The sequence below is a fragment of the Parasphingorhabdus sp. W113 genome, from assembly GCF_055693205.1.
On record NZ_CM146328.1, the window covers coordinates 1,220,842 to 1,245,747 of the forward strand.

A 24,906-nucleotide genomic window follows, 5' to 3' on the forward strand; every position below is an offset into this window, starting at 1 on the left:
GCTGCCCGCACCACCCGGACAAAGCCGGTTTCCCTCCGGGGCTGCGCCCCTGCGGTGCAATGCCGCTTCTTCCTGTTTCTTTTCGTCAGTTCGCAAGCCGGAATGGTCCGGTTTGAAGATTAAATCAGGAGAATTATCATGACAAATATCGTAGTTTTGGTCGGACGTGTCACCCGCGATCCGGAAAGCCGGGAAACAAACGGCGGCACAACGGTTGCCAATCTTTCGGTCGTAACCGACCGCCCCGCCCGCAACAGCGAAGGCAAGACCTACAAGGATGAAAAAGGCTACACGGTCAAGGATTCAGAATTCCACCGCATTACCTGCTTCAATGGTCTCGGCAAAAACGTTGCCCAATATTGCACCAAGGGCCAGATGGTTTCGGTCGAAGGCCGTATCCACTATACCCAATGGGAAGACAGTGAAGGCATCAAACGCTATGGCTGCGAAATTCTTGCCGACAAGGTGGACTTTCTCACCCGCAGTGCGTCCCAGGACAACAAGGATGCGCCCGATATCGATGAATGATCTTTGATCTTCATCTCCCGAACAATCAGGCCTCGCCGGTTTCCCGGCGGGGCCTTTTTTGCGTGGAGAGGTCGATGTCAGCTCACTGAAGCTGATTGTCCAATTTTGAGTGCATCCAGTGCCTGCTCCTCGGTCATTTTTCCAAGCGCTATTCCGATCTGCTTGAGGCTTTTTGCGCTAAACGCTTCGATACCAGCTCCCAGGAACATTCGTCCCAGTTCTGTCGCGGCTCTGGTCTCCAGTTCTTTCTGTTTGGTATCAAGCTTTGCGGGATCCTTTTCGAGCCTTTTGAGCGCTGCCAGCGCACCTGTTTTTCTGGTCATGAGATTTCCTTTTCTCTCTGTTATGACCCCTTGAGTATTCGTAATTGCATATCCCCCTGGCTGTAGGAAAACGATTTTTGCGCACTCAATGCGGTTGGCTGGATTCTAATTTGAGGAGGGTCTTGCTCACTTGAAGTTCAAGCATGATGCGCGGACGGCCACCGCGTCAAGGACGACGGGGCCCCACCATTTTACCGGCGCTCCGGCTGCGCCTTCGCGCCAGTAAAATCGTTTCCCCCATCGCCGCTTCGCGGCCGTCTGTTCCAGCCGGTCCTGTGACCCGGTATCCCTCCACGCATCGCCAGACCTTCTGTCAATTTTGACAAATTTCAGGAGGTAAACATGACACAGGCAATTGATACGGTATTTGATGCACAAAGCTATTTTGCAGCAGTAGAAACGGCGGAGCGAAGAGCGCTGCACAGCTTTTTCGATCAGCATGTCGTAGAGGACGATGACCAGGGTTATATTGCCCTCGATGAAGGTGATTATAACGCGCTTCCTACATGGGCGATGAACCGGGTCGTCCATACCGTCCACGGGGCGCTGCTGGATGAATTTTGACTGTCACGACAGGGCAGGGGCCAGAGACGGTCTCTGCTCTTTTTCATATTGTGGTTATTTGGATTCTAGAAGTCGATTCCGTACAATCATTGCCAAGCCTATATTGCTAGTTTCCATGCATAGAAATTATATAGAATTTCCGTATCGATTCTGGCCATTTGCGACCCGGGCTGGTGTCGATACGGGAACACCCAAACGGGTGCATTGCGGGCAGCGGAACTCCCATTTTGCTGCCCTTTTTTTGTTTGTCCTTTTTGCCGCCTGCGGGCGGGCCCGCACCGCGCTCTTGGGCCCAAGCCTGACGGCTTGCTTTACCGAGCCGCGGCACCCGCGTCTCGGCCTATCGGTGACGATCGCTGGCGCAGGGCGGGCCGGGTGGCCCGCTGGTGATGAGCGGGATATTTTAAGGCCGCACTCTTTCCCGCTGCGCTCCACGAGAGTGCGGTTTTCTTACTAACCCGCTGGCACACTTGCCTCTCTCCTTGCCCGGCGGGCGCTGGCGCACTGACGCGCGCGCACACCGCCGCGCGGCGTCGCGCCGTGCAAGGGTGCCGTCTTTTTTGGGGTACAAAAACTGAGCTGACTTGAAGGACTTCAATCACTGGATACTGACTGCCGAGCTGGGGACATATGAGAGTACACCGTACGCAGCTGGCTGCAGGATGAATATGTTTACAAAACAATAGTTTAGATACGAAAATCGGCAAATGAACCAAACGAGTTGATTGCGAGTAGGCGGCTGTTTTGCCACTCGCCTGCAACCCATGCCGAATTATCTAATTGAAAGTATTGATATAAATTCCGATTGACTGTGAGTTGTTCACGGTTTATTCTCATCGGGCTTTTCGAAGGGTGAACCAGGTTCTTGAACACACAAGGAACCTGAGTATGACCAACCATATCCGTCTTCAGACGTTTGTCCCTTACTATATTGCGCGGTGGGTCCGTGAAACAGCAAGCTCGCAGAACGAGAGCATCAGCATCTTCATCCGCGATATATTGGTAGCCTCCTATCTGTTACGCGAAGCCGACAAAAATGCGCTGCTGACAGCAGGCGAGAAAGACCGTGAAACAGTATTTGCATCGGTCGCGCTTGATGCGATTTTAACCGCTCATCCGGACAGTTCGCTCCGGCAAAAAACCCATGATGCCTATGCCCGGCGATTAGCACGGCTCGGACTGCAATCGGCCTCTTCGAATGGAGGCCGCGATGAAGCGTAATATTGTCAATTTCACGCGCGGCAGCCAGCTTCTTGGGCACTTTGGTTTTATGTTTGCAAGCGGTCTCAAGGCACCGCTTATCATCGCCGCTGTCCTGCTCGCTGGCATGTCCTACTGGCAAGTGATATCCGGTCTTAGCGACAATCAACAATATCTCGTCGGCATGAACCTTTATGCCTCGCTGTACGGGTTTATGGAGTTCGATCCTGCCAAACTGGTACATCTGGATATTGCAGGCGTCGGTAGCATCGAAATGGCAATTTCCGCGGTTCCAAATTCTCCTTCCGTGGTAATGGCGATGGAAGCATTGTGGAAGGCGCTCCGGACGGCTTTGGCGATTTCCGCATTGCTGTTTCTGCCCGCATTCGTTCTGTTCTACTGGGTCGCAGAATATTTTGGCGGTCGGTCGAAAGAAAGCAAACATGAGCGCGGTGCTGAGCTTGCAACCCTGCCCGAATTGCAGGCCGAAATTTCGCGCCATAATGCGTCCGAACAAGGCCAGGCAATGAAAAAAGAACTCGGCTGGCGCTGGCGTTTGGCGGGACAGAAACAGCTTGAACAGGCCAGCTATTATACGCCCTCCAAACTCGCTGGCGTTTACTATCCCTGGCGGCTGGAACAGAGCCATGCAATGCTGATCGGAACCACCGGAACCGGTAAGACCGTTGCCTTGCTGGAGATGATAGCCGAGGCCCGCAGAAAGGGACAACGCGCGGTCATATTCGATTTGACCGGCGCCTTTATTGAGCATTTTTATGATGCCTCGCGCGATGTCATCTTGAACCCGCTTGATGCCCGCTGTCCGCAGTGGAGCGTGTTCAATGATTGCAGCACCATTGCGGAATTTCATAGCGCTGCTGAAGCGATCGTGCCGCAGGATGGAGGCGGCGAAGACCAGTTCTGGGTGATTGGTGCAAGATCACTGTTCGTGCAATCCTGCCTGCAATTAAAGAAGGCGGGAACACCCACAAACGAAGCGCTGGCACAAAAGCTCATCACGGCCGATCTCACCGATGTACACAAGCTTTTGAAGGGCACGGTCGCGGCGCAACTGACCGCGCCCAAAGCGGCGCGCATGGCAACCTCGATCCGGGCGGTGTTTAATGCCAATGCCGAGGCTCTGATGCTGCTACCGAAACATGGTCCGCAATTCTCGATCCGCGATTGGGTGAAGGGCGAATGCGAGCGTGGCGGGATCATTTTCATATCCGCGCGCTATGTCGATATGAGCATCTGTTCCAAGCTGCTGACGCTGTGGATGGATACCGCGATGAATACCCTCATGTCGATGAAGAGGACCTCCGATTTGCGTATCTGGTTCGTGATTGACGAACTGGGCGCATTGCACCGGCTGCCAGCCCTTGAGAAAGGCCTGCAGACAGCCCGCAATTTTGGCGGTGCCATCGTCACGGGCATCCACGCTTTTGCCAAACTCAAGGAGGTGTACGGCGAAAATATGGCAATGACCTTGTCCTCACTGGCGCGCACCAAATTGATCCTTGCGACCGCCGACCGGGAAACTGCAACATGGTGCTCGGATTTCATCGGCCACCGGCAGATACGCGACATGGAGGAAGGCTATAGCTACGGGTATAACAATGCCCGGGATGCGGTCAGTCTGACCCCCAGACGGCAGATCGAACCGCTGCTTCTGCCCGACCAGTTTATGAACCTGCCGCGGCTCAATGGTTACATAAAATTCCCGGACGGTTTCCCCGCAGCACCGGTTAAACTGACCCCTCAATCCTGGCCAAGTCTGGCTGAAGGGTTTATCGCGCGGGCCGTTGATGATCCCGAAGAAACGGATGAGAATGTCGCGTCTCCTGCCGCGTCCGATGAGGGACAAGACAAAGCCAAGGCCACAGAAGCCGAACCGGGCACCAACGCCGAGGATGGAGAGGAAGGCGTCACACAGTCCGCAGCAACCCAGCACGAGTTGGCATTTGATGAAAATGCGGAAATCGGGGATGGCGAGCCCGTCAGCGATGTCGCGCGTGACCTGCTCGAAGCCAATATAGCAGATCGTGTCATGGATACGCCTCAAAAGCCGGTGGATGAGGAGGAACGGGCACAATCGCTCGATCCAAAAGGCGATGGATTGGAGCGCCCGGATCTACCCGATCCGTCTGACCTGGCAAACAAAAGCCGCTCGCTCAGTGGACCGGCCCGCGATATCGGCCGCGACCTGCGCGAAGGCGCGGTGCGCGATGAACTGGACCGCGATATCGGCGAATATGACATGTGAAACCGGCGCGGTGGACGGCGCCTCTGACGATGGGAAATGACCTATGCTCTGCGCTTCCAATGTTCGCTCTGCCGGCGGCGCAGCCACCTATTTCGCGGCAGATAATTATTATACCAAAGCCGATGCAGACCGATCCGGTCAGTGGATCGGTAATGGCGCCGAGCGGCTTGGTCTGAAGGGCGAGGTGGACGCGGCAGCATTTGAAGCCCTGCTGCGCGGCGAATTGCCAAATGGCGAGCGTGTCGGCAGCGACAAACAATATCACCGGGCTGGCACTGATTTGACCTTCTCGCTGCCCAAAAGCTGGTCGCTCCTGGCTCTTGTTGGCGGCGATAAAAGGATTGTCGATGCTTACCGGACAGCGGTGACCGAGACATTGCAATGGGCTGAAAAAAATATTGCCGAAACGCGGGCATTTTCGCGCGGTAAAATTAAAGCCATTGGTACCGGCAACCTGGCGATCGGTCTGTTTCAGCACGATACCAATCGCAATCAGGAACCCAATGTTCATTTTCACGCGGTTGTCGCCAATATAACGCAAGGCCCGGACGGCAAATGGCGCGCGCTGCACAATGACAAGCTCTGGTCGAACAACACGCTTCTCAACTCCATGACGATGGCGCGCTTTCGCCTCGAAATTGAAAAGCTGGGATATGAGCCTGCCCATCAGGGCAAACATGGCAATTTTGAAGCCGCAGGCATTTCGCGCGACGCGGTCCTGGCCTTTTCATCGCGCCGCCAGGAAGTGCTGGACGCGCGCCGGGGGCCGGGATTGGAAGCTGGCAGGATAGCCGCTCTGGCAACCCGCGCTCCAAAGGAAGCGATCAAGGACCGGGATGCATTGGCGGCAACGTGGCAAGAGGCGGCGCGCGCTATGGAAATTGATCTCGGCGGGCTGATTGAAAAAGCCCATATTCGCGCAGCGGGCATGGAGGCCCGGCAAAATCCGAACCTGTCACTGACGCAAAGAGGGATGAATTTCCTGCGCGCCTTTGCCGAAAAAATTCCGGGATTTGGACCCAATCCTTATAATGATCCTCTGGTACCTGCGCATATCCTGAACAAATCCCGCGCGGAGATTGCGGCGGCACAGGCGGCCGCCTCTGCGATCCGTCATCTTTCGCAGCGCGAGGCGGCATTTCAGGTCCTTGATGTCTACAAGACCGCGCTTGATTTTGGACTGCCGACAAGCATTGCCCATGTCGAACGCCGGGTAAGATCACTGGTGGATGCCGGTGATCTGGTTCGGGGCAAAGGGCGCGATCGTGATTTTCTGACCACCCGTGAAGCCCTGCAGATCGAAGAGCGCATCATTGAGCAGGTAGAAACAGGCCGGGGCAGGACAGATCCATTTTTGTCGTTCGCCGCCGCGGGCGAACAGTTGCAGGCGGTCGCGGGCCTAAAGTTCGGGATGACGCTCAACAAAGGGCAGGAATCGGCAGGGCGGTTGATAATGTCATCGTCCAATCGCATACTGGCGGTGCAGGGGATTGCAGGGGCAGGCAAGAGCAGTCTTCTCAAACCTGTCGCCCAGCTTCTTGGCGAGAATGGCAAAACGGTGTTGGGCCTCGCTGTCCAGAATACGCTGGTGCAAATGCTCGAGCGCGATACCGGGATTGCGTCGATGACCCTGGCGCGGTTCATTGGAAGTCACAAGAACCTCCTTGCGGAGGGAACTGATAAAAAATCTCTGAGAGAAGCGAAAGCCGCCATGAAAAACCATGTGCTGGTTCTCGACGAGGCCTCAATGGTCTCCAATATTGAAAAGGAAAAGCTGGTGAGTCTTGCGAACCTGCTCGAGGTCGACCGGCTGGTGATAATCGGGGACAAGAAGCAGCTGGGCGCCGTCGATGCGGGCAAGCCTTTTGCACTGGTTCAATCTGCGGGCATTGATACCGCCAAGATGATTACCAATTTGCGCGCGCGTGACAAGACGCTGCGCCGCGCACAATATTCAGCCCAGGCCGGCAATGTCGGCGAGGCCATGTCCTATTTGAAGGACCATATTGTCGAAACCAGTGAGGGTAGCGCCCTTGTTGCCGCCGAACGTTGGCTGGCACTTTCTCCGCAAGAACGGCAATCCACCGCCATTTATGCATCAGGACGCGCGCTGCGCATTGCGGTCAACGAAGCGGTGCAGACGGGACTTAGACAAAATGATGAACTGGGAAAACGTGGGCTAAACTTGGACACCTTTTCCCGCGTCAACAGCACCCGCGAGGAACTGCGTTATATTCACAGCTACAATCCCGGGATGATGATTGAACTGAAAGCCCCAGACAGAAGCCAGCGCCTTGGCAAAGGACAATATGATGTGGTTTCGCTCGATGAGCGCGCAAAGCAGCTTGTATTGAAAGATCGTAAGGGCAGGGAGCGGAGCTTTCAGGTGAGCAAGCTGCGCGCCAATGCCGCTGAGGATCAGCTCGTTCTCTATGAAAAGAAGCAGCTCGATATCTATGCAGGCGATAAAATCCGCTGGACCGATAGCGATCATAAACGCGGCTTGTTCAATGCGGATCAGGCAACGATTACATCAATTGATGAAAAGCATGTTCACCTGCAAACATCTGCGGGGGTGGAACACCGGGTGCCACATGACGATCCGATGCTAAAACGCATTGATCTGGCTTATGCACTCAACGCCCATATGGCCCAAGGGCTAACCTCTGATCGCGGGATTGCGGTCATGGATAGCCGGGAGCGCAATCTTTCCAACAAGCAGACATTTCTGGTGACGATTACCAGATTGCGTGATGGTTTGACGCTCATTGTCGATAACCGCGAAAAACTGGAGACAGTCGTCGAGAAGAACGACGGCGCGAAAACATCGGCGCTCGAAATAACCAAGCGTCTAGGTAAAGCGGCAGCAGCTGGTCTTGCCAAAGGAAATGAAGTTTCGCCTCAGGAACCGCTGAAGGATCAGCGGGAACTTGAGAAAGAGCATAGCAAGCCGCTGGATATGGGCATTTAGAATCATTCGGAATCATATGACGCTTAAAGCGCGCGCCCAAACCAGATGACGCGGCCAGCAATATGGATTGTGCTGCGATCAACATCATTCCACGTCGGGTGAGCCGGATTGTCGCTGGCAATGGTCACCGATTTGCTATCAGGACGCAGTGCGATGCGTTTGACAATAAGCGTATCATCAATGCGGATCACATAAATGCCGTCTCGCAGCCGCGCGCCGTGATCGGACGCATCCACCAATACATCATCGCCGTCGGAAAGGGTTGGCTCCATGGAATCGCCGATCACGCGGATTACCGAAAGGCTCGCGCCTTTGGCAGGTGTCAGTCTGCGCAGCCAGCGTTCATCAAAGGAAAAGCGCGTCGTCCGGTCCTCGTTTGTTGCAAGTGCGCCATGCCCGGCAGACACGTTCACATCGAGAACAGGGACTTCGATCATTCCATCCGTATCGGTGTTGGGAGGGCCGCCCAATACCTGCTCATCGACACCGTAAAAGCTGGCAAGCCTGCGCCTGTCATCAGGATCGAGTTTGCGCGGACTGCCGCGTTTTATGAATTGCTGGATATAGGCAGGATTGCGGCCAAGCATGCGGGACAAGCCCGAATAATCATCCTTATTTTCCCGGATAAGCCGGTCCAGCGTTGCTCTTACATCATCCATCTGTTGTGCCTTTCGATCCTACAATAGGATTTATCCTAGACAATATGAAATCTTCCTACTAAGAACATAACAAGAACACAAGTGATTTATGATTCGAGGAGGCTCATGTGAATTTGTTGGATCGTATCGAAAAGCACCTGAAAGAAACCCACATGGCACCGTCACGATTTGGCAGGCGCGCGGTGGGTGATCCGCGGTTTGTTTTGGATTTACGGGAAGGCCGTAGGCCGAGAGCGAGGACTTTGAGGAAGGTTGAGGACTATTTGTTAAATGGAAAATTCCACTAACTTGCCTGGAGATTATTAAATTCTACCAAAATGATGAGCCCACTCAAAAGCGGTAAATGCGAACGGACATAAAGATATATAGTTCAAGACGAATGAGTGTTCCCACATGTAATAACCTCAATATGCCACAATGTTTCGCGCTATGTGATGACACACAAAATCAGATATCGGAATTCTGACCAATGTTTTGCCAATACAGACGAACATCACGATATTGGAATTTGGACTCATCTATCGTCTGGCCGGACGAGTACGACAACATCATTATAACGCTCTGCGATATCTGTATTCCGCAAAAGACGGTCTTCAATATCAATTCTGTTCCACCAGTCTATCCACCATTTGCCTTCCTTCCGCAACTTGTGAAGGTGATCGTTGAGTGTAGTTGTGACATTGGGATACGCCACAAACAGCAATCCAGTGCAGTCGTGATGCTCAATACTGTCGCGAAGGCCATGCGCATCGCTTCGACCCACGCCTTTTGATCTAATTTTCACTTGAACGAGTATTTCTTCTACAGAGTCTGATGGAGCGAAGAGCGACCGTTCTACACCATTCATCAGACTCGTAACTTTCGGTGCCGTCCATTCGGCGATGAAGTCTCGTCCATCATCTGCCTCTCTTGTGCTACCCACTTGTCTAACGCGAGCAACTCCCCGCTCCGCTTTCACAAGTTCACCGATCATCTCCTCAAAACGACTATCTGAAATCTTGGTGTTCCAGATACACTTAGCGTCTGTGAGAAAGAAACTAGCTTCTTTCTCTCGTCTCGATTCAATCTTTGATTGTTCCTCATTATATGCCGAGTGCCCGCAATCATCCGCTATACATATAAGCGACCGAGAACCTATTGCCAAAACATGGGATCCCATGGGTATGATAAGCAGCGTTTCATCTATCCGGCCATCCACTTTTTGAGCTATACCTTTGAGGGTCTCCAACACACTAAAGCTAACAGCATTTCTCAGTTCATCTGTCTTGATAGCCCAACGTTCGACACCATAATAAGTGCTGGGTGTGAACCGCTCGAAACTATTCTTTAGATTTGCGGCCGCCTGGTTCGAAATCTCAGCAACCGTTAGACCACTTTCAATTTCAGTAAAACATGTCCATTTTGGCCAATCGCGCGTTTGTAATTCATATTGTTTATCATCACCAATCAGGCAGTGATCGAGAACAAAACCGAGCCAAGGAGGCTGTTCAAAATCTGCGCGATTGTCCAAAATATCGTCGTCGTCGCCATCGAGAAATATTCGATGGACAAAACTTGGAAGGTGCACGCTAGTCTTCGCTAACAGCAACCGTAATTCGTCGTCAGGCAAACCTCTATAATTTTTACCCCAGTCTAAAGGAATGACTGCTCTGGCATATATTTCGCTGGATATTGCAAAGCCTCTCTCGGAAAATAGCGCCGAATTAGCAATACCAGATACGCGAAGATAGACTCCCCAAAAAACAGCAAACAAGTCATGAAGGTCAGTTCGTTCGCCATCAAATTCCCATGATGAGGTCTTAACAATCCCAAACGGGAAAGCAGCTTTTTCACGGTTTTCATCTCCCAGTTTTCTCGCGTTCTTATCATAAAGTGACTTATCAATCGGAACGAAGAAGGGATGTTTTCCTAGGTCATCGAGCCGGTAACCTTGGCATTCCGGATCACCACAATTACAGGGGACCCTAATATCTCCCATCACTGTGCCTCCAACACGTTAATCAACTCCTGGGTATCAAAGTTTAATAGGAACTGAGCATAAGCATTCGTAAACAGGTCGGAGATGTATTCGGTCACCTCGACGGACTGATCTGTTGAACCCGCTAGCTCTCGGCGCAGCGCATATTTTCGATTCTTGGTTATTGCGAAGAGGAAAAGCGTATGGAAGTAAACCGAAGAGAAATAGCGCTTCTCTGCAACCGATATCGCCTCGGCTGTTTTCAATCCGCTCCGGAAATCGAGTAGCGCTGTGCTATCCATGTTAACAAACACTTTGCTCAGTCCATCCTCATCCGCAAAAGGATGAACGACGGTTGAGTGGGACATGTCAATACCGGTTTGATCTAACTTCTCCCAGGTCAGGGCGTTGTCTGGTATTCCTTCCTTTGCTACCTTGTATACCATGACCGGCGTTGGCAGGCCTAGTCGATCATCAGGCGTGTCGCCCGGTTTTTTTAATGGCTTTCTATTTTCTGGATCAGTGATCTTCACCATGAAGACTTGCTCCAGTTTTCCAGAAGGGCGCGTCAGTTCAGCGCGAACTGTGACTGCGTCTCCCACCGCTATATTATCGGTTGCATTTACATGCACACGGATGGTTCCGGAGGTTGGACTGGATTTGATTATATTTAGAGTTGATTTGATGTCGGTGAGCGAACCGGGTTTATCGCCTCCTCCCAAAGTCGCATCAGGTCCAAGTAAGCCAATCCGAAGCTCACCTGGATCGGTAACTCTGTCGAAATAGTGATCTTCAACATCCGTAGAGAATCTAATAGTTTTGGTGCTACCGGCTGGCAGCTTAATCATCGGCAAACCGTCATTGCCCTGTTCTTTTACCTCTATCTGAAATGTGGACGGAAACCGCTGAGGGGTAAATTCAGGCTGCTGCTTTGCTACATCTGATTTATTGTTGCTCTTCGGTTTGGGCTGCTTGCCTTCCCGAACATCTTCCAATCGAAAGGTTTGATTGAGCAACTTAGCAAGGTCATGTTTGAGCGGTAAGTGCCGCGTCATGTTTCTCAGCAAATCGTCGACGTCGCTGCCTTCAATATTGAGAGCAGCCTTTCTGGATGTATTGATTTCCTTGAGACGACCACCACTCAAAAGGGCCGCAAGACGCTTACGTAAAGAACGGGATTCCTCCCCATCCTTTAATCGGTCCCGGGACGCCATGAAGAGTTCGTTTCGAACACTCGTCTTGATGCCTGTACAATCTACATGGATAAGAAGGTGATCTTTGAGTAACGGAAACTTTAGTGACCGAGTGATAAATTCTGACGCAAAATTCCCATGGACCTGGCCGTTCATCGAAAAGAGCACGGTCATGCGGTTTTTAAAAAACTCGCGCTGTATTGTGTTGCGCGTCTCTTTGGATGACTTTCCATCAGCGCGTGCTTTGAAAACATAGGAGGTGACTTTCACCGATCCCAGTTCGTCATCATTTATCTCATCGGAAAAGTAAGCTTGTACATATTTGCTGTTGTCGTCTTCAAGCCGCCTTTGTAGCCCAAATAGGTCGCGTTCCAAATTGCGATCATCAGGATAGCGTACCTCAGTATCCTTCGTGAGAATCGGCAGAGCAGGATTAAAGAGATATTCATTCAAACTCTGATTTAGGTCGCGTGAGATAACGGAGCGAGATCCAGACGGCAGATCATATGAATATAATTTGATGATGCTCCCGGTCTCAAATTTACGATTTGCGAGTGCTAGATCAAGCTCATCTATTGGAAACGAAGCGATTTTCCCATCAACCACCAAGTATTCGTACCAAGTGTTTTTTCGGGTACTCTCCTCACTTTCCGTCAATGGGTGGCGACGCACCAGCGTGAAACCGAAATCCGAATTACCATTATAGTGCTTCGAGGCAACTAACTGGTAGCGATGTTTGCCACAAAAAACTACGGCGCCGGCCCCACCCATGTTATATTTGCCTTGAACAAAATGAATCTCGTTTTTGTTGCCACGCAGAAGAGATAGAAAAGTTGCTTCAAAGTCGTCGGGCGCTTGCCCAATACCCTCATCGTAGATCACCAAAGACGTTTCCATGCGCGGCCCATCGGCGATGATTTGCAGGCTCTCCGATTGTTGCTTGCGGTGAGTAGCCAAGTCCCAATGACTATAGTTAGGGAAGAATGTTGCCACACCTTCTTCAATAGATTTCGGAGCCTCGGCAGACTTTGGTGCAATGCCTTCCTCAAGGCATCGGCGTTCCAAAATCGCATCAATGCCATTGGTAATTTTTTCAACAAGCGCAGGTATGGGCGACGCTTGCTGATTTTCCACTACACCGTAATTGTTATCTGTACCGCCATAAGGTCGCCAATTATCAGGAGAATCTATGAGGCCTTGTTGCTCTAGGATTTCATGAACATCAGCCTCAACCGGGCAATGAAAGAGTTTCCAAAACAATTCTTCTGAATTCACGTTCGCCCCCCCAATATATATGCTCGCGGTTACAAAGCAAATGACTCCGTGTTAAAAAGTTAAGCTTGAAACAGCGTTAGCAAGTGAAAGCCCCCCCTTTTTCGCAGTGGGGGCAATCTCTTGGTATGGTCCAAACAAAACATGGAGATCGATTATATTTAGTTCAGGCTTTCGATGTAATGATTTCAAGAGCGCGGTCAATATCCTGATCCGACGTCTGAAAACCTAGACCAAACCGAACCGATGCATAAGCGTCGACTTCTGAGAGACCTATAGCGCGCAGAACATATGATGGTTCTGTTATGCCGGAAACACAGGCTGCACCCGTTGAGGCTGCGATTAGCGGCTGCCAGCGAGAGATAAGGTCGCTCGCCGTTTCGCCCGGAAAGCAAATATTAGCGTTCGCAATATGGCGATTGCTCCCGTTAGGGCCATTTAGGCGCGCAGCAGAGTATAGATCGGTCGTAGCACTGATAAATCGATCCCGCTTTTGTCGAAGCGCGATACGCCTCTTCTCGATATCGTCCAGATTATAAAATTTAAGCGCTTCAGCGAAACCGACACAAAGAGCAACAGGAAGTGTTCCTGATCGAAGGCCAGATTGCTGACCTCCACCTCTTACTAACGGCGCCATTTGACCAATCAAATCCGGTCGGACGTATAATGCGCCAATGCCTCCCGGCCCTCCGCATTTATGTGCAGATAGACTGATCAAATCAGCAATCTCCGAAAGATCGTTGAGAGGCTGCGTCACTATTGCCTGCGCAGCATCTGTGTGAAATAGCGCGCCTTGACTGTGTGCGATATCGGCGATTGATCTTAAGTTCTGTATTGTACCAATCTCATTTTGGGCAGCCATCACAGACACAAGCCCGACATCGCTGTCCATCATTTGTGAAAAGGCGGCAATATTGATTTGGCCGTCTTGTTCAACTGGGATTCGCTCCACAGTGAAACCGTAATGTTCTGCGCAATGATCTGCTGCCGCAAGGACACATTTGTGCTCTACCGCACTAACCAGCAGTCGTCGCCGTTTTGTTATGCCACTACTAAAACCAATGAGTGCGAGATTGTTCGCTTCGGTAGCACCAGATGTAAAAATAACACCCTCATCAAAGCCACCCACAAAATCGGCTAAAATCTGACGTACATTTTCAATTTTTGACCTAGCCTGCCAGCCAGCCGCGTGATCTGAGGCGTGCGGATTACCTACCTCTCCATTAAAAATTTCTGCCATCGCTTCAAAAACTCTTGGTAAGAGCGGAGTTGTGGCTTGGTGATCTAGATAGATTTTTTGTATTTTTTTATCCATAATTCAACACTTTACTGGATTTATTTGCTAGTAGGGTAGCGTCGAAGCTTTGTCGCATATACTGGCAGCCACTGCCAGCTTTCAATTTGACAGAAATGTGTTAGACCAAGTCTTATAGTAACTGGCGGCAATGACCAGTAGAAGGGAAATTATGACTCGAGGTCGGATTTTTGAGAAAGATTATACGGCACATTTCTCAGGACACGAGACGTTCCCACTGCGCTATGGTTGGCTCAAAAAGGCGTTCGACCGTGTTTCGGCCTTTCCTTCAGACAGCTCAAATCGTGACACTTGTTGGGGTGATGAGACAATTGCCCACTATGGTGTGGGTAAAAACATGGTTACTTCAATGCGCTATTGGGCAAAGGCTGCTGGTGTCATTGGAGAAGTTGAAAATGGCAGAATCGCAGAGCCTACCCGGCTTGGGCGAATGATTTTTTCTGATGACGGGCTGGACCCATTTATGGAAAATGCAGCAACGCTTTGGTTATGTCATTGGGCTTTGGCATCTGATTCTCGCCGGACAACATGGTATTGGAGTTTTGGTCATTTTTCGGGACAGGCTTTCGATGTTGATGAATTGACGCGACGCCTTTTGATTCTTGCCGAAGAACAAGAATGGCCGCGAGCATCGGCAGCTACCGTGAAGAATGATGTTAAATGTTTTGTAAGAACATATGCTGCGAAATCTTCCAAAGACACGTGCGACGATGATCTTCTTGAAAGCCCTTTGACCGAATTAGGACTTATACGAAGCGCAGGAACATCAGGCAATTATCGATTTTCGCGTGGTCCGAAATCTTCACTTGGCTCGGGCGTATTTGCGTATGCCCTGATAGATTTTTGGGATTGTTATTCCAAAGGTTCAACTCTGTCTTTTGAAGCAATCGCGCACGAGCCCGGAGGGCCAGGTCGATCATTTTTACTGGAAGAAAACGACGTGATTGATAGGCTTGTAGATATTGATCTCGCCACCAATGGAGCATTGTCGTGGTCGGAGACGGCTGGGCTTAAGCAGGTTATCCGAACCCGCGACATTGATGAGGAAATGAGACATTCTTGGATTGAAGGGGATTTCGCAGAGCCGACCTTAAGAGATGTGACATATGCCTGAATCTCTGGATATTAAAATAGCTAGGCGATTTCAGCGATCCGTCCGGATCGACACCGACATGCACGCTGACATGGCCTTGGACGGATTTGTCTGCCCACAATCAGCTCGGGATGTTCTAACCACAATGGCAGAGCATGTTAATGATACAGGCCAAGCGGCGTTTACTTGGACCGGGCCTTATGGCAGCGGAAAATCAACCTTGGCAGTTGCGCTTTCGGCTCTGGTCGGACCGAACAAACTGCATCGAGTTCGGGCAGAGAGATTGATCGGTACCGGTACTTGTAAGACTGTACTAGATGTTTTCGCAAAACAAACTGGTCGTACCATCTTGCCAATAGTTGCGCGTCGGGCGGCGCCAGCTACCATTTTGGGCGAAGCGCTGGAAGACGCCGGAATTGAACGGCGACCTAAAAATGGTTGGGATGAAAAATCCGTTATCAAGGCGTTGTTGTTGGCAGCCAAGAAGCCAGCTCACGGTAGCGGCCTTCTCGTTATTATTGATGAATTGGGGAAGTGTCTCGAAGCAGCAGCTCAGGACGGCGCGGATCTGTTCTGTTTGCAAGAACTTGCCGAAGCAGCAAATCGTAGTGGAGGCCATCTTGTTATTGTCGGCGTCTTGCATCAGGCCTTTGGTGATTATGCAAGTCGCCTATCTGGTAGCGTGCGAGATGAATGGGCAAAGATACAAGGGCGCTTCGTTGACCTTACTGTCAATACGGCGGGTGAAGAGCAAATAGATCTTATCGGTCAGGCGATTGAATCCAACTCGCCGCCACGCTCTTATGTCAAAGAAGTGAGAACGCTCGCGAAGACGATGCGAGGTGAAAATACTGCCGCACTCGAAATGCGGCTTTCAGCATGCTGGCCCCTGAATCCGATTGTAGCGTGTTTGCTAGGTCCTATTTCACGCCGCCGGTTCGGGCAAAACCAAAGGAGTGTTTTTGGTTTTCTAAATTCTGCAGAGATGTTTGGGTTTCAGCATTTTTTGAAGGAATTTGATGGTAGTGGCCTCTATCAACCTTCAATCCTTTGGGACTATCTGAGGACCAATCTAGAACCCTCAATCCTCGCTTCGCCAGACAGTCATCGCTGGGCAACTGCCGCTGACGCCGTAGATCGTTGCATATCCTCTGGTGCAGATCCCCTCGCGGTAGACTTGCTCAAAACTATAGCAATTATAGACCTTTTTAAAGACCGTTCGGGCGTTTTGGCGAAGCGAGATGTTTTGAAAGGATGTCTGCCCAAAGTTTCCGCTGGCGATTTCAAATCGGCATTATCCGAATTAGAAGACGCCTCTTTAATTGTTTTCCGCAAATTTAAAGATGCTTTCGCGATATACGCCGGCAGTGATTTTAATATTGAAAAAGCTGTTCAGGCTGAAGTTAAGCCAGGAGGTGATATAGACTTTGGTGAACTTAAACGTTTGCTTGGTCTGCAACCTCTTCTTGCAAAGCGTCACTATCGCGACACCGGCGCAATGCGATGGTTCGACGTTCACATAGCGCCAATAAGCGGTTTGATTGCCATTGCAAAAAGCATATCGATCGATCCGTCGGCAATTGGTCATTTTGTGTTGGCCTTCCCTACGCGAGGGGAAAGTGAAGAACTCGCTCAAAACACCTGTGCTCGAGCAAGACGCATTGGAGATGAAGTCGATATCATTATCGGACAATCGCCGAGAACCGATCACATTTTACCGTATGCCCAAGAGCTTGCAGCTTTAAAACGTATTAGCGAGACAAATTTGGAATTGAGGGGCGACCCTGTGGCTCGCAGAGAAGTGCATGGACGTATTGCTAGTTTGCAAGCTCGATTGGAATCCGAGCTGCAATCTGCATTTGATGAAGCAAATTGGACTCGCAAGGGGGCCCATCAGTCTATTGAAGGCGGTTTGGCTGGATTGAACTCGGTGGCGTCAGATCTTGCGGACAAGCGATATCATCAAAGTATTATTCTTCCGAATGAACTCTTAAATCGTGCACAGCCTTCCAGCAGCGCTCGATCAGCTCAATCCGCGCTACTACGCGCAATGGTAACCAAGAGCGAAATGCCGCGTCTTGGGATCAAGGATTATCCGCCAGAAGGCGGTCTCTTTGCTTCCATTTTGGAAAACACCAGACTCTTCGGCGCGGACGACACTGGGCATTTCAGTTTCCGGTCGCCTAATCCGAAAATGGGCGATCCTGCAAACCTTACACCAATGTGGGATGCGGCAAAGATGTATATTAAGTCCCATAAGTCTGGAAGCTTACCGCTATCTGATATTTATGATATTTGGCGAGCTGCGCCTTTTGGAATTAAAGATGGCCTCATGCCGGTGCTTGCAGTGGCGTTTTTAGAAGCAGAAGCTGGCAATCTCGCAATTTACTATGAAGGCACCTTCCGTTCTCGCTTGAGCGAAGTAGATGTTGAAAGGCTTGCTAGAAACGCCAGTGAAATTCAACTAAGATGGATGAAGATAGACAATGCTTCGCGGGAGATGTTATCGGGCCTGTCCGATCTTGTGACCGAGTTACGCGGCGAGCCCCTCCATAATCTAACTCCTTTAGATGTCGCCAAAGGTCTCGTTAAGGCGTTTGACGGCTGCCCTCTCTGGACTCATCGCACTTCAAGGTTATCGGCGCACGCCATTCGAATGCGGGACACCTTTAAGCGAGCGCGGGACCCCAACAAGCTTCTATTCGACGATTTACCGAATGCGTTAAGTGATGCTGCGGGACTTCCAATGGAGGAAAATACTCAAACACTCGTCGACCAAATCAGCGAGGGAATGAGGGAAATTATGATGGCTTATCCTGCGATGCTTACACGGCTTCGTGATTTAACCCTCGAAGAATTGCAGGTGCCAAATACGTCTGCAAAGGCGATTGCGGAATTGCGGTCAAGGGCTGCAAATATTAGCCAGACCGCTGGCGATTATCGCATTGAAGCATTCGTTCAAAGACTAGCAGATTATGATGGGACAGCTGAAGAATTTGGAAAAATTGCGAGCCTGTCCATTGGCAAAGAAATGCAGAACTGGATCGATCTCGATATTGATCAAGCGACAATCGAGCTGGCTGACATGGCACAAAGATTCTTGAGAGCTGAGTCTTTTGCTCGTGTCAAAGGTCGAGACCAAACTCGGCGCGCCTTGTCCGTAGTAATTGGAATGGAAGGCTCCCCGGCCCCGATATCAGAGGAGTTTGCTGTGCAACGCGGAGAGCGGCAAGCCGTTGAACAGCTAATTGCCCAACTTCAACTTGGCTTAGAGCAGGTCGGGGTATCTGATCGTCATATCATTCTGGCTGCTCTGACAGAAATCAGTTTACGCTATATGGAGTCTGATGTTGATCTGGGTTTCAAGCTGCCCGTTAAAGCCGGAGCGCATCGGTGAGCGGTTCAACAAAGCACGTCCTAGGATTGTCTGGTGGACGCGATAGTGCCGCCCTTGCTGTCTATATGCGGCAGCATTATCCCGATTTTGAGATTGATTACTTTTTTACTGATACCGGTAAAGAACTTCCCGAAGTTTACGAGTATCTTGATCGACTGGGCGGCTTTCTCGGTAAACCTGTGAAAAAGCTTAACCCCGATCGGGATTTCGATTTTTGGCTTAAACAGTATAATGACTTTTTGCCGTCCGCACAGACGCGTTGGTGCACAAGGCAACTGAAGCTTCGCCCCTTTGAATCTTGGATTAAGCCAATAGTTGACAGCGGCACGACCGTCTACAGCTATGTGGCCATTCGCGCTGATGAGAGCTATCGTTCGGGATATAACTCAAACAATAATAACCTGGTCATCAAGCTACCTTTTCGAGAAGCAGGCATTGATAAAGCAGGTGTGCTTGACATTCTAGACAGCGCCGGGCTCGGTCTTCCGCGCTATTATGAGTGGCGTACACGAAGCGGTTGCACATTTTGTTTCTTTCAGCAAAAGATTGAGTGGGTTCGCCTTCTGGAGCGTCATCCCAGCGCTTTTGCTGAAGCGATATCTTATGAGAAAACTGCCCTTGACCATGGTTCTCCATTTACATGGAGCCAGGGAGAGTCCCTAACTGAATTATCGCGACCTGATCGCATCGACGAAATAAAAACTAATCATTTGAAACGAGTTGAACGGATGAGAGGTCGAATTGAACCAAATCCTCTTCGCCCCGATGCTGAGCCACTCGATATTGACGATATCTATGGAAAAGCTAAAGCATGTCTTACATGTCACAAATAAAACCATCATCTTCCGTAATACCACCTCGCATTTTAGTGTTCTATGTTTAAGGTCGCAGCTAGGACGATTATGGAGTTGGGATCAGAGCTCATCAGTTCTGACATCATTGCCTTTTTTGAACTAATCAAGAATGGATTTGACGCGAAAACGACCAGCGGCGTCGAGATTCACTTTGACATTATCATTGGGCAGATCGCTTACCGACGTCTTAAGCGTATGCTTTTATCCCCGGATTATGATTTTGAAGATATCGATGAAAACATTAGATCAGCAATAAATAAAGATTCCGAAAAACTCTTCAAAAAGGCCGTAAAATTGTTGGACGACGCAGAAGACAAAGCGTCGTTAGAGGAGGTTCTGGATGAAATTTGGTCATTCAACAAGATAAGTGTCCGGGATACAGGTAGTGGGATATCCTTAGCTGATCTGACCGACATATTTCTTGTTATTGGAACGCCTTCTCGAAAGACTGAGGTAGACAAGGCAGAAGACAACGATGAGGTTGAGACACCTTTCGTGGGTGAAAAAGGTATTGGCCGGCTATCCGCCATGCGTTTGGGCAACAAGCTGAAAGTGTATACGACGAGGGCCGAGGATACTCATATTAGCCGATTGGATATCGACTGGTCCAATTTCAACGACGTAAACGCAATGCTTAGCGATATCGACATTGAACCGTTCAAAGGAAAAACAAAGCCGGACGGTGTGATTTCCGGGACCAGGATTGTCATCTCAGATTTGACCTCCGATTGGACAAAAGCTCGGGTCAAGAAAATGGCAGATCACGAGTTTTCTCTTTTGACGGATCCTCTCGCTTCTCGAAAAAAACGTAAAAGAATAGCGCTGTTCTGGAATAAAGAGCGCATCGCGATTCCTATACTCGACGCGGGCTTTTTGAAACAAGCCCATGCAAGCATTGAGGGCAAATATCATGTAAATGAAGCAGGCCCTCACTTAACCTACAACCTTTTCATCAATGATCTGGGTTTTGATCATCCTCGGGAAATAGAAACCGTCGAATATGGTCCGGACGATCTCAGTTCAATCATTATCGGTAAGGACAGCCATGTTGACGAGATCGCGCTTCGAGATGTCGGGCCATTCAAATTTGAAGCCCATTGGTTCAACAGACGTCGTATATCAAAAATAGATGGAATCGGAGACCGAAAAACTGTGCGTGATTTGCACTATCAGTGGAATGGAATTCGGCTGTACCGGGATGGTTTCCGCGTCTACCCGTATGGTTCCGAGGATGATGACTGGTTAGAACTTGATCGCAAGGCTCTTATGTCGAGGGGATATACGCTCAACAAGATCCAGTTTATTGGCCAAGTCGAAATTGGGAGAATGCAGAATCCGTCCCTCATAGATCAGACCAATAGAGAAGGATTGCGCGAAACGCCGGAACAAGCTGTTTTGCTTAGGTCGTTGCAATACGCTATCCAGGACGATCTTCGTTCGGCAATGGCTCGCGTTGAAGCTAAATACAAGGAAAAGCGGATCGAAATAACCGAGACTAAAGAAGATATACGTGCACTGGAGCGACGAGCAAAATCAGCGATCAAGACTTTGAAAACAACGGTCACGGGCGAAGAACGTGAACTTATTGATCAGCTTGAGCATAATATAAATTTGGTGGTTGATATTGCCCAGCGAGCGCGGGACAGAATCAACGAAGTCGAAGAAGATTCAAGACAGATGCTTGATATGGCCGGAATCGGTCTTTTAGTGGAAGTTGTAGCCCATGAACTGGCGCGCGTATCGGAAAATGCGCTGGACAACCTGAATGCTATTAAGTCATCCGGCGATATATCCGATGATGCGAAAATGCGATTAACGAGCCTGCAGGCGTCGATGAAGAGCATCAGCAAAAGACTGAAGATCCTAGATCCTCTCAGCGTAAGCGGCAGGCAACGTGCCGAAAAATTCTCTCTTACTGAGCTTTTGAACGAAACAATAGAAGCGCATCAGTCGCAATTTGATCGGCATAATGTCAATATTCGTATCGATGTTCCCGATCAGGATATTCGCGTTCGTGTCGTCAAGGGAATGGTCGTCCAAGTACTAGAAAATCTAATTTCAAATTCGATGTATTGGATGAGCCTAGAGAAGCAAAAAAATCCGCGTTTTCAACCAGAAATTGAGATTCTAGTAGAAACGAATCCTGTCACAATCCATTTTTCCGACAACGGCCCGGGTATAGCACCCGACCTCAAAGACAAGGTATTCGAGCTGTTTTATTCCTTAAAGGATCGAAGTCGCCGCCGCGGTATGGGGCTTTATATTGCTCGCGATTGCGCGACCTTCAACGGGGGAGCACTTGAATTGGACGACGAGTATGTAAGCGAAAAGGGCAGGCTAAACCGCTTCGTCTATCAATTAACTTCTACGGAGAATGGCTAATGTCCTCGGAACTCCTGAAGCAGGCCGGCATCGAACACGCAATAATTGTCGATGACGCCTATGATACGGTTCCCAAGGCTGATGATCTCGGCGAGGACGAATGGGATATCTTTCTTGCAGACGTTGCAGCACACGACGAAACTCTGCGATCAATCTACCCTGAAAGCGCCGATGCAGCCGATTCACAGCTAAGAAAAGATGATACGTTTACAAGTTTAATTTGGAAGAATCGCAAAAAATTTCCGCCTGAAATTGTTGATCCGTTGTTCAACAATTATGAACTTGAAACTGCGTCCGACAAGATCAATTTGAAACGGTTGACCGATAAGTTAAAGGAAATGGGGCTGACGGTTAAAACGGCAGGCCGAAATTTTGAGACGAAAGCGCAGAATGTTGATCTGATTGTAATCGATCTTTTTTTTGGCATTCCGCAAAAAAACGAACACAAGGAAAAATCGGTTAGGGAACTATCCAAAGTCATCAGCAATCGTGCAGAGTCGCCACCCGCGATAATTCTGATGTCAAATAATCCACACTTGCACAAAAGTTCGGATTGGTTCCGTGATAATGCAAAAAATTTTCGAAGCCAGCTTTAAAACTTTAAAGAAAAGCGAATTCAAAAGCGATCATATCCTTCCAAAACTGCTGAGAGACATTGCGCGCAATCGGAAAGATGCGCTGAAATTGGCCAAGTTTGTATCCGCGTGGCGCAGTTCTCTGCACAATGCGTTTGAACAGACTGAAAATGACATTCGAAGACTCGACCTTCACGATTGGGCCCAGATAAACGACCTATTGTTGAAGGCTGAAGAAGTCGGCACTGGCAGTTACATTTTGGATGTATTTGATCGTGTTCTGCAGTATGAAATTGAAAGGGACAAGCAGGTTATTAAAGCCGCGTTGGCACTGGATACATTGAACAGGGATCAGTATCCGGCAATGGCCACCGCAACGTCGCGCGACACTCTCTCTATATTGGTAAAGTCTCTGTATCAGCACCCGGAGCGTCAAAGGCTCAATCCGCCAAATGGATACCCGGTCGCGTTCGGTGATATCGTGGGCCTAAAAAAGGGGTTAACTGAAGGCACATCGATATTCAAAGGCCGCGAAAATACGGTCTTTATGGTCATTTCTCCAGCTTGCGACCTAGTAAGAAAAAAGTCCGCATCCCATGCGCTATTGATTGCCGGAAACTATGAAACACTAAATGAAGCGGTTACCGGAAATAGCTCGCCGCATCCTCAAACGGTTGTACTGGAGCTAAAAAATAAACAAAAAGTTAAAGTCAAATGGGATCCCGCTGATATCACATCGCTTACACGCTTAAAGCTAAACAACCTGCTTGGCACCAAAGGTAGTGGAGAGGTCATTGCCAGGTTGAGGGAAGGGCCTGCTACTTCGGTTCAACAGGAAATTTTGAGCAAGCTTGGTCGAATTGGAACTGTTGCCCCGCTTCCCTCGACTTTTGCGGCGGAGGTGCAGTTATATTTTGTCAATACAGAAGGTGTCTTTGAACGCATTGCTGTAAAGAACAACGACCCTATCATGGCGGTGTGTTATGTTGGGCGGGATGGCAACGGTAAGAAGAAAACAAGAATTGCATTAGATCCACATTCTTATTTTGATACGCTAGAAGCACTGATCAATCTCGACCTTTCCGACATTCATCAGGGCAGCTCGACAAGATTGAAAAAAATTGCGGAGCCCCGATATTTTGATCAAATGTTTGCTCGAGGTATCGAAGTTGAACTGAACCATTCTGCCCCGCGTGAATGGGCGCTACCAAAAGAAGAAGGTGCGGAGAAGTTTGGTAAGATAGTTTATCGGACCACTCCGAAAGACGCGTTTAGCAATCCGCAAACTTGTCGTTCCTTACCCGGCCTTATTGTTTGTATTCAAACACAAGAGGAGTAGTTTGATAGCCAAGTTTGAAAACTAACTTGCGGTCGACTTCATATTTTGAACGCATTGTCAAAGATACAAGCGAACCAGATTCCAGAGCGGCCATCCAACAATCATCCAAGCGAAAAAACAAACTTCCGCGCCGAAAAAGAAATTTGCCATTCTTGCTTTCAGATTATGTTGATTATCTGCCACACCGGTGCGCTTTCCAATATTTACTCCATTTAAGTGCCCAACCCCCTTTTACCATTGCGCAGGACAGGTCTCCGGATTTGGGCGATACGCACCATGCTGCAGTGCGCTTGCCGCGGGCACCACCGACGGACCGGCATGTTAAAGTCGGTCCGAACACCAGAACATGCCCTTCACTGGATCGGCCTTTCGCCGTTCCGACAAGTTTTACAAGGGCGTCGCGGGCTGCCTTTGCACTGGCCTTTGGACAGGGATGGCCTGGAGAGCAGCTCCCGTCCATTTCCCTTGCCGCAATCCCAGAAAGTCTGACCCTCGGACCTTCTGCACACCAGATGGGACCATCACCATCCCAGACACGGGTAGGTGTGCATTCGAACGATTGCCCGGCGCTAACAATAGTTGAACCCAATAAAAGTAACTCAATCAAACCCATATTTCTTCCGAAGAGATCTGAACTTCATGAATAGGGATAATGACGGCATTGGATGCAAACTCAAGTTGGAACATGGGATTGGCCGAATTTGACCAGCTATTTTCAAAATGACGATAAGCGAAGTTTCCGCTATGGTCGAAGAGAAGAGGGGGCTTGGTTCCAGGTGAACTAAGAGCTTGGAGACGGAAAATGACCGAGGATAAAAACACACAATCTGGCGATCAGCAAAATTGGCCCGGCTTGTCGGAGGTCGACAAGGCGCTCCATGAGAACCGCTTGACAGCCTATACTTGGAAGAAGACCTGGGCTGATCCGTGGGGAAGATTTGGCTTAATCACCTTCTTCATCGCCTTTCTGGCTTTCGCGATATTTGTCGCAATTTACGATGGACTAATCCAAATCTAG

18 protein-coding genes are annotated in these 24,906 nt (G+C 49.7%); 12 read left to right on the top strand and 6 right to left on the bottom strand.

Annotation, left to right across the window (positions count from 1 at the left end):
• Positions 1 to 138 precede the first annotated feature (138 nt).
• Positions 139 to 528, top strand: a complete 390-nt coding sequence (locus ACZ1GS_RS05770) for a single-stranded DNA-binding protein (RefSeq protein ID WP_472697538.1) — start codon at positions 139 to 141, stop codon at positions 526 to 528.
• Positions 529 to 605: 77 nt separating this feature from the next.
• On the opposite strand, the gene ACZ1GS_RS05775 is transcribed toward ACZ1GS_RS05770, so the two are convergent.
• A complete protein-coding gene (locus tag ACZ1GS_RS05775; protein WP_472697539.1) occupies positions 606 to 851 on the bottom strand; it encodes a DUF6437 family protein in 246 nt (81 codons plus the stop codon).
• 342 nt (positions 852 to 1,193) lie between these two features.
• Here ACZ1GS_RS05775 and ACZ1GS_RS05780 point away from each other — a divergent pair, with 342 nt between their 5' ends.
• From ACZ1GS_RS05780 to mobF, 4 genes are all read left to right on the top strand, one after another.
• Positions 1,194 to 1,415 carry a hypothetical protein gene (locus ACZ1GS_RS05780; protein WP_472697540.1) on the top strand — a complete coding sequence of 74 codons (222 nt, stop codon included), beginning with the start codon at positions 1,194 to 1,196 and terminating at the stop codon, positions 1,413 to 1,415.
• 888 nt (positions 1,416 to 2,303) lie between these two features.
• Positions 2,304 to 2,636 carry a hypothetical protein gene (locus tag ACZ1GS_RS05785; RefSeq protein WP_472697541.1) on the top strand — a complete coding sequence of 111 codons (333 nt, stop codon included), beginning with the start codon at positions 2,304 to 2,306 and terminating at the stop codon, positions 2,634 to 2,636.
• Positions 2,626 to 4,881 (top strand): type IV secretion system DNA-binding domain-containing protein, encoded by a 2,256-nt coding sequence (locus tag ACZ1GS_RS05790; protein ID WP_472697542.1) that lies wholly within the window; start codon positions 2,626 to 2,628, stop codon positions 4,879 to 4,881. The genes ACZ1GS_RS05785 and ACZ1GS_RS05790 overlap by 11 nt, the downstream gene beginning before the upstream one ends.
• A 43-nt stretch (positions 4,882 to 4,924) precedes the next feature.
• Positions 4,925 to 7,852 carry a MobF family relaxase gene (mobF, locus tag ACZ1GS_RS05795; protein WP_472697543.1) on the top strand — a complete coding sequence of 976 codons (2,928 nt, stop codon included), beginning with the start codon at positions 4,925 to 4,927 and terminating at the stop codon, positions 7,850 to 7,852.
• Between the two features lie 23 nt (positions 7,853 to 7,875).
• Here mobF and ACZ1GS_RS05800 read toward each other — a convergent pair whose 3' ends face one another.
• The 4 genes from ACZ1GS_RS05800 to ACZ1GS_RS05815 form a co-directional block, all read right to left on the bottom strand.
• Positions 7,876 to 8,511, bottom strand: coding sequence for a S24 family peptidase (locus ACZ1GS_RS05800; RefSeq protein ID WP_472697544.1), 636 nt, complete (start codon positions 8,509 to 8,511; stop codon positions 7,876 to 7,878).
• Between the two features lie 514 nt (positions 8,512 to 9,025).
• On the bottom strand, positions 9,026 to 10,489 hold the full coding sequence (locus ACZ1GS_RS05805) for a hypothetical protein (protein WP_472697545.1): 1,464 nt from the start codon (positions 10,487 to 10,489) through the stop codon (positions 9,026 to 9,028).
• Positions 10,489 to 12,936: a hypothetical protein gene (locus tag ACZ1GS_RS05810; RefSeq protein ID WP_472697546.1), complete on the bottom strand. Its 2,448-nt coding sequence runs from the start codon at positions 12,934 to 12,936 to the stop codon at positions 10,489 to 10,491. The genes ACZ1GS_RS05805 and ACZ1GS_RS05810 overlap by 1 nt, the downstream gene beginning before the upstream one ends.
• A gap of 163 nt (positions 12,937 to 13,099) precedes the next feature.
• A complete protein-coding gene (locus ACZ1GS_RS05815; RefSeq protein WP_472697547.1) occupies positions 13,100 to 14,248 on the bottom strand; it encodes a cysteine desulfurase family protein in 1,149 nt (382 codons plus the stop codon).
• 151 nt (positions 14,249 to 14,399) lie between these two features.
• Between ACZ1GS_RS05815 and ACZ1GS_RS05820 the strand changes: the two genes are divergently transcribed.
• From ACZ1GS_RS05820 to ACZ1GS_RS05845, 6 genes are all read left to right on the top strand, one after another.
• The gene (locus tag ACZ1GS_RS05820; protein ID WP_472697548.1) at positions 14,400 to 15,362 is read left to right on the top strand and encodes a DUF4007 family protein; all 963 of its coding nucleotides are present in this window, start codon (positions 14,400 to 14,402) and stop codon (positions 15,360 to 15,362) included.
• Positions 15,355 to 18,738 carry a hypothetical protein gene (locus tag ACZ1GS_RS05825; RefSeq protein WP_472697549.1) on the top strand — a complete coding sequence of 1,128 codons (3,384 nt, stop codon included), beginning with the start codon at positions 15,355 to 15,357 and terminating at the stop codon, positions 18,736 to 18,738. The genes ACZ1GS_RS05820 and ACZ1GS_RS05825 overlap by 8 nt, the downstream gene beginning before the upstream one ends.
• On the top strand, positions 18,735 to 19,571 hold the full coding sequence (locus tag ACZ1GS_RS05830; RefSeq protein WP_472697550.1) for a phosphoadenosine phosphosulfate reductase domain-containing protein: 837 nt from the start codon (positions 18,735 to 18,737) through the stop codon (positions 19,569 to 19,571). Before ACZ1GS_RS05825 ends, ACZ1GS_RS05830 begins: the two co-directional genes overlap by 4 nt.
• 69 nt (positions 19,572 to 19,640) lie before the next feature.
• Entirely contained in the window at positions 19,641 to 21,974 is a 2,334-nt protein-coding gene (locus ACZ1GS_RS05835) for a sensor histidine kinase (protein WP_472697551.1), read from the top strand.
• The gene (locus ACZ1GS_RS05840) at positions 21,974 to 22,570 is read left to right on the top strand and encodes a hypothetical protein (RefSeq protein WP_472697552.1); all 597 of its coding nucleotides are present in this window, start codon (positions 21,974 to 21,976) and stop codon (positions 22,568 to 22,570) included. The genes ACZ1GS_RS05835 and ACZ1GS_RS05840 overlap by 1 nt, the downstream gene beginning before the upstream one ends.
• Positions 22,542 to 23,888: a hypothetical protein gene (locus ACZ1GS_RS05845; RefSeq protein ID WP_472697553.1), complete on the top strand. Its 1,347-nt coding sequence runs from the start codon at positions 22,542 to 22,544 to the stop codon at positions 23,886 to 23,888. The genes ACZ1GS_RS05840 and ACZ1GS_RS05845 overlap by 29 nt, the downstream gene beginning before the upstream one ends.
• 172 nt (positions 23,889 to 24,060) lie before the next feature.
• Here the strand turns inward: ACZ1GS_RS05845 and ACZ1GS_RS05850 are convergent, their stop codons facing one another.
• The gene (locus tag ACZ1GS_RS05850) at positions 24,061 to 24,501 is read right to left on the bottom strand and encodes a thermonuclease family protein (protein WP_472697554.1); all 441 of its coding nucleotides are present in this window, start codon (positions 24,499 to 24,501) and stop codon (positions 24,061 to 24,063) included.
• 189 nt (positions 24,502 to 24,690) lie between these two features.
• On the opposite strand from ACZ1GS_RS05850, the gene ACZ1GS_RS05855 reads away from it, so the two are divergent.
• On the top strand, positions 24,691 to 24,906 hold the full coding sequence (locus tag ACZ1GS_RS05855; protein WP_472697555.1) for a hypothetical protein: 216 nt from the start codon (positions 24,691 to 24,693) through the stop codon (positions 24,904 to 24,906).

Excerpts from the sequence above, each read along its gene's own strand:
- ACZ1GS_RS05790 (WP_472697542.1), top strand. The coding sequence starts at position 2,626 with ATGAAGCGTAATATTGTCAATTTCACGCGCGGCAGCCAGCTTCTTGGG.
- ACZ1GS_RS05770 (WP_472697538.1), top strand. The coding sequence starts at position 139 with ATGACAAATATCGTAGTTTTGGTCGGACGTGTCACCCGCGATCCGGAA.
- ACZ1GS_RS05780 (WP_472697540.1), top strand. The coding sequence starts at position 1,194 with ATGACACAGGCAATTGATACGGTATTTGATGCACAAAGCTATTTTGCA.
- ACZ1GS_RS05800 (WP_472697544.1), bottom strand. The coding sequence starts at position 8,511 with ATGGATGATGTAAGAGCAACGCTGGACCGGCTTATCCGGGAAAATAAG.
- ACZ1GS_RS05815 (WP_472697547.1), bottom strand. The coding sequence starts at position 14,248 with ATGGATAAAAAAATACAAAAAATCTATCTAGATCACCAAGCCACAACT.
- ACZ1GS_RS05835 (WP_472697551.1), top strand. The coding sequence starts at position 19,641 with ATGGAGTTGGGATCAGAGCTCATCAGTTCTGACATCATTGCCTTTTTT.
- ACZ1GS_RS05840 (WP_472697552.1), top strand. The coding sequence starts at position 21,974 with ATGTCCTCGGAACTCCTGAAGCAGGCCGGCATCGAACACGCAATAATT.
- ACZ1GS_RS05825 (WP_472697549.1), top strand. The coding sequence starts at position 15,355 with ATGCCTGAATCTCTGGATATTAAAATAGCTAGGCGATTTCAGCGATCC.
- mobF (WP_472697543.1), top strand. The coding sequence starts at position 4,925 with ATGCTCTGCGCTTCCAATGTTCGCTCTGCCGGCGGCGCAGCCACCTAT.
- ACZ1GS_RS05820 (WP_472697548.1), top strand. The coding sequence starts at position 14,400 with ATGACTCGAGGTCGGATTTTTGAGAAAGATTATACGGCACATTTCTCA.
- ACZ1GS_RS05850 (WP_472697554.1), bottom strand. The coding sequence starts at position 24,501 with ATGGGTTTGATTGAGTTACTTTTATTGGGTTCAACTATTGTTAGCGCC.
- ACZ1GS_RS05845 (WP_472697553.1), top strand. The coding sequence starts at position 22,542 with ATGCAAAAAATTTTCGAAGCCAGCTTTAAAACTTTAAAGAAAAGCGAA.
- ACZ1GS_RS05855 (WP_472697555.1), top strand. The coding sequence starts at position 24,691 with ATGACCGAGGATAAAAACACACAATCTGGCGATCAGCAAAATTGGCCC.
- ACZ1GS_RS05805 (WP_472697545.1), bottom strand. The coding sequence starts at position 10,489 with ATGGGAGATATTAGGGTCCCCTGTAATTGTGGTGATCCGGAATGCCAA.
- ACZ1GS_RS05775 (WP_472697539.1), bottom strand. The coding sequence starts at position 851 with ATGACCAGAAAAACAGGTGCGCTGGCAGCGCTCAAAAGGCTCGAAAAG.
- ACZ1GS_RS05785 (WP_472697541.1), top strand. The coding sequence starts at position 2,304 with ATGACCAACCATATCCGTCTTCAGACGTTTGTCCCTTACTATATTGCG.